The sequence below is a fragment of the Curtobacterium sp. B8 genome, from assembly GCF_000333315.1.
GTDB classification, from domain to species: Bacteria; Actinomycetota; Actinomycetes; order Actinomycetales; family Microbacteriaceae; genus Curtobacterium; species Curtobacterium luteum.
In genome coordinates this window covers 1-3,253 of record NZ_BACW01000034.1, presented here as the reverse complement: position 1 = coordinate 3,253, position 3,253 = coordinate 1, and the positions used below count along the sequence as shown (strand labels likewise).

The 3,253-nt window shown below is 72.2% G+C and carries 4 protein-coding genes; all 4 read right to left on the bottom strand.

Translation table 11 applies throughout. The annotated features are described in order from the left end of the window. Positions 1 to 36 precede the first annotated feature (36 nt). The 4 genes from I59_RS01045 to I59_RS01030 all read right to left on the bottom strand — a co-directional run bounded on the left by I59_RS01045 (position 37) and on the right by I59_RS01030 (position 3,204). Positions 37 to 1,458, bottom strand: coding sequence for an aspartate ammonia-lyase (locus I59_RS01045; protein ID WP_022902289.1), 1,422 nt, complete (start codon positions 1,456 to 1,458; stop codon positions 37 to 39). Between the two features lie 217 nt (positions 1,459 to 1,675). Then, positions 1,676 to 2,290, bottom strand: coding sequence for a carbonic anhydrase (locus tag I59_RS01040; protein WP_022902288.1), 615 nt, complete (start codon positions 2,288 to 2,290; stop codon positions 1,676 to 1,678). Positions 2,291 to 2,347: 57 nt separating this feature from the next. Then, on the bottom strand, positions 2,348 to 2,989 hold the full coding sequence (locus I59_RS01035; RefSeq protein WP_022902287.1) for a DUF4245 domain-containing protein: 642 nt from the start codon (positions 2,987 to 2,989) through the stop codon (positions 2,348 to 2,350). Then, the gene (locus tag I59_RS01030) at positions 2,989 to 3,204 is read right to left on the bottom strand and encodes an exodeoxyribonuclease VII small subunit (RefSeq protein WP_042726343.1); all 216 of its coding nucleotides are present in this window, start codon (positions 3,202 to 3,204) and stop codon (positions 2,989 to 2,991) included. Before I59_RS01030 ends, I59_RS01035 begins: the two co-directional genes overlap by 1 nt. Positions 3,205 to 3,253: the final 49 nt, after the last annotated feature.

The following is a 3,253-nucleotide window of genomic DNA, read 5'->3' as shown; positions in this document are numbered from 1 at the left end:
TCCCGTCCGTCTGTCGGTCGCGTCGCGCGCTGCGCGTCAGCTCGGGTGCGTCATCGAGAGCACGTCGAGCGCGCTGTCGAGCTGCTCCTCGGTGACCTCGCCCCGCTCGACGTAGCCGAGGGCGACGACGGCCTCGCGGACGGTGATGCCCTCCGCGACGGCGTACTTCGCGACCTTGGCGGCCGCCTCGTACCCGATGACACGGTTGAGCGGCGTGACGATCGACGGGGACGACTCCGCGAAGGCGCGGGCGCGGTCGAGGTTCGCCTCGAGCCCGTCGACCGTCTTGTCGGCCAGCACGCGCGAGCTGTTCGCCAGCAGGCGGATCGACTCGAGCAGCGCGGTGCCCATGACGGGGATGGCGACGTTCAGCTCGAACGCACCGGAGGCGCCGGCCCACGCGACGGTGGCGTCGTTGCCGATGACCCGCGCCGCGACCATGAGGGTGGCCTCGGGGATGACCGGGTTGACCTTGCCGGGCATGATCGACGAGCCCGGCTGGAGGTCGGGGATGTGCAGCTCGCCGAGCCCGGTGTTCGGCCCGGACCCCATCCACCGGAGGTCGTTGTTGATCTTCGTCAGGCTCACCGCGATGACCTTGAGCGCGCCGGACGCCTCGACCAGGGCGTCACGGGCGCCCTGGGCCTCGAAGTGGTCGAGCGCCTCGGTGATGGGCAGCCCGGTGTCCTCGGCGAGCTGCGCGATGACCTCCTGCGGGAAGCCCTTCGGGGTGTTGATGCCGGTGCCGACGGCGGTCCCCCCGAGGGGCACCTCCGCGACGCGGGGGAGCGTGGCGTTCACACGTTCGACACCGAGTCGGATCTGCCGCGCGTAGCCGCCGAACTCCTGGCCGAGGGTCACCGGGGTGGCGTCCATGAGGTGCGTCCGGCCGGACTTCACGGCATCGGCCCACAGCGTCGCCTTGCGCTCGAACGCCTCCGCGAGGTGCTCGAGGGCCGGGACGAGCGTGCGGATCAGGGCCTCGGTGACGGCGACGTGCACGGAGGTCGGGAAGACGTCGTTCGACGACTGCGACGCGTTCACGTGGTCGTTCGGGTGCACTGCCGTGCCGGCGACGTCCGAGGCCAGCGTCGCGAGGACCTCGTTCATGTTCATGTTCGAGGAGGTGCCGCTGCCGGTCTGGTACACGTCGACGGGGAACTGGTCGTGGTGCTCACCCGCGATGATCCGGTCCGCGGCGGAGACGATCGCGTCGGCCACAGGCTCGTCGATGATCCCGCGGGCACCGTTCACGATCGCCGCCGCACGCTTCACCCGGGCGAGGGCGACGATCTGCGAGGGCTCGAGGCCGCTGCCGGAGATCGGGAAGTTCTCGACGGCCCGCTGCGTCTGGGCGCGGTAGAGCGCCGACTTCGGCACCCGGACCTCGCCCATGGTGTCGTGCTCGATGCGGAACCCGTCATCGGTCGTCGCTGCGGTCTGGGTGGTGTCGGTCACGTCGTCGTGGTCCTTCCTCGGTGTGCTCCGGCGCGGTCGCGTCGGTGGGTGCTGCGGCGGAGGTGGTCCGCCGCGCCGGTCGTGACGGTCGGTCACCGTCGTGCCGGTGGTGCGTGGTCGGGGCCGGTTCGGTGGTCACGGGCCGGGCCGTTCCGGTCGTGCGGCCGGACTGTCCCGGTCGTGCGGCCGGGACGGCTGGCCGGTCGTCCGGGCCGCGTCAGGCCTGGCCGACGACGGTGTCGACCGAGACCTCGCCGGTGGCCAGGTCGTAGGTCGCCCCGACGACCGCCAACCTACCCTCGGCGACGGCGTCGGACACGGCGCCGGATCGTTCGAGGATCTGGGCGAGGCTGGCTTCGAGGTGCGCGGCACCGATCGACTCCTGCGGCAGCTCGGCGTCGGCGGTGCGGACCTTCTCGACGCTCGGGGCGATCGCGTCGACGAGGGTCTGCAGGTGCGGGGCCGGGACCGGCTCGCCCGACCGGGCCGCTGCCACGGCGCCGCACTTCGTGTGCCGGAGGACCACCAGGAGCGGGGTCCCGAGCGCGACGACCGCGAACTCGATGGAGCCGAGCACGACATCGTCGACGATCTGGCCCGCGTTGCGGATGGCGAAGAGGTCGCCGATGCCCGCGTCGAACACGTGCTCGAAGGGCACCCGCGAGTCCGAGCAGCCGAGGACGGTCGCGAACGGCGCCTGGGACCCGGCGAGCTCCGATCGGCGGTCGGGGTCGATCCGGCCGGTGCGGCGCTTGTCGGCGGCGAACCGGGCGTTGCCCTCGACGAGCAGTCGGAGGGCGTCGGACGGGGTGGAGGCGGCGCGGTCGGGCATGGGGCTCCTCGTGGGCGGCGGTCGGATCGGTTCGGGAAGCGGTGGTGGCCGGGTCGGTCAGCTGTCCGGGAACTGCTTCGAGACCGCGGTCGCGAGCGTCCGGAACGATGCCTCGTCAGCGGTGCCGGCGAGCACGAACGTGTACTTGCCCGCGGTCCGGACCAGGGCGTACGCGTCGTTGCCGGCGCCCTTGCCCTCGTCACGACGGTCGTACACGGTCCACTTCGTGCCCGCGATCGTCACGGACCCGGTCGCCGGCTTCTGCTCGAGCTGGTTCGCGACCCAGGTGTCGTTCGCCGACACGCCCTGCTGCAGTCCGATGAACTGCTGGTCGGGCGTGAGGAAGCCCACCGTCCAGACGTCGACGCCGTCGGCTGCCTTGTCGCTGTAGTCGGCGCGGTTGGCCGAGAAGCCCTTCGGCAGCGTCGGCGCCGCGAGCGTCACGCCGGGGACGTCGGCGTCCTGCGCCACCTGCCGGTAGTCGACCGCGCGGTCGACGACCTGGGTGTCCGGTCGGACGACGACGGCCACGAGGAACAGGACGATGCCGAGCGAGGCGATCATCGCGATGACGAGGTTGAAGGCGGTCTGGTGCTGACGTCGTGCGGTGCGAGCGGCGTCCTTGCGGGCCCAGGTCTCCTCGGGGGTCTCCGCGCGGCCGAGTTCGGCGACGATCGGGCGTCCGTCGGCGTCCGTCATCAGGCGCCACCCCCGTCCGTGGCCGAGCCGCGCTCGTCGGAAGCGGCACGGGCGGCGTCGAGCCGGGCCCGTGCGCCCACGAGCCACTCTTGGCACCGGGCAGCCAGCGCCTCGCCGCGTTCCCAGAGCCCGAGCGAACGCTCGAGGGTCGCGGAGCCCTGCTCGAGCTCGGCGACGACGCGCACGAGTTCGTCGCGGGCCGCTTCGTAGAACAGCGTGGCGACGTCGACGACCTGCTCGGGTACCTGCTGGGATGCACACCAC

Bases quoted from the DNA above. Each gene is read 5' to 3' on its own strand.
- I59_RS01040 (WP_022902288.1), bottom strand. From the start codon at position 2,290: ATGCCCGACCGCGCCGCCTCCACCCCGTCCGACGCCCTCCGACTGCTC.
- I59_RS01035 (WP_022902287.1), bottom strand. From the start codon at position 2,989: ATGACGGACGCCGACGGACGCCCGATCGTCGCCGAACTCGGCCGCGCG.